General features: G+C 58.8%; 1 protein-coding gene. It reads left to right on the top strand.

The genetic code is table 11. The features are described 5' to 3' along the window. Nucleotides 1-330, top strand: a 330-nt coding sequence (locus PAT3040_RS38380; RefSeq protein ID WP_305778767.1) for a methionyl-tRNA formyltransferase, incomplete at both ends; no start/stop codon positions are given.

The following is a 330-nucleotide window of genomic DNA, read 5'->3' as shown; positions in this document are numbered from 1 at the left end:
TGGAGCTTGGGCTGCCGGTGCTGCAGCCGGAGCGGATGCGCAGCCCGGAAGCCGTAGAAGTCATCCGGGAGCTTGCTCCGGAGCTCATCGTGACGGCCGCTTACGGTCAAATTTTGCCCAAGGCGGTACTGGACATTCCGCGTCTTGGCTGCATTAATGTGCATGGCTCACTGCTGCCCAAGTATCGCGGCGGCGCTCCGATTCAGCGTTCTATCATAAATGGAGAGAGTTCGACCGGCGTAACGATTATGTACATGGCCGAAGGTCTGGATACCGGAGACATGATCAGCGTGGTGGAGCTGCCGATAACGGATGAGGACACGTCGGGCA

Origin of the sequence: Paenibacillus agaridevorans, assembly GCF_003112455.1 — a bacterium.
GTDB classification, from domain to species: domain Bacteria; phylum Bacillota; class Bacilli; order Paenibacillales; family Paenibacillaceae; genus Pristimantibacillus; species Pristimantibacillus agaridevorans.
Note: the sequence above shows the minus strand (reverse complement) of the source record. Positions and strands in the feature narration are given on the sequence as shown.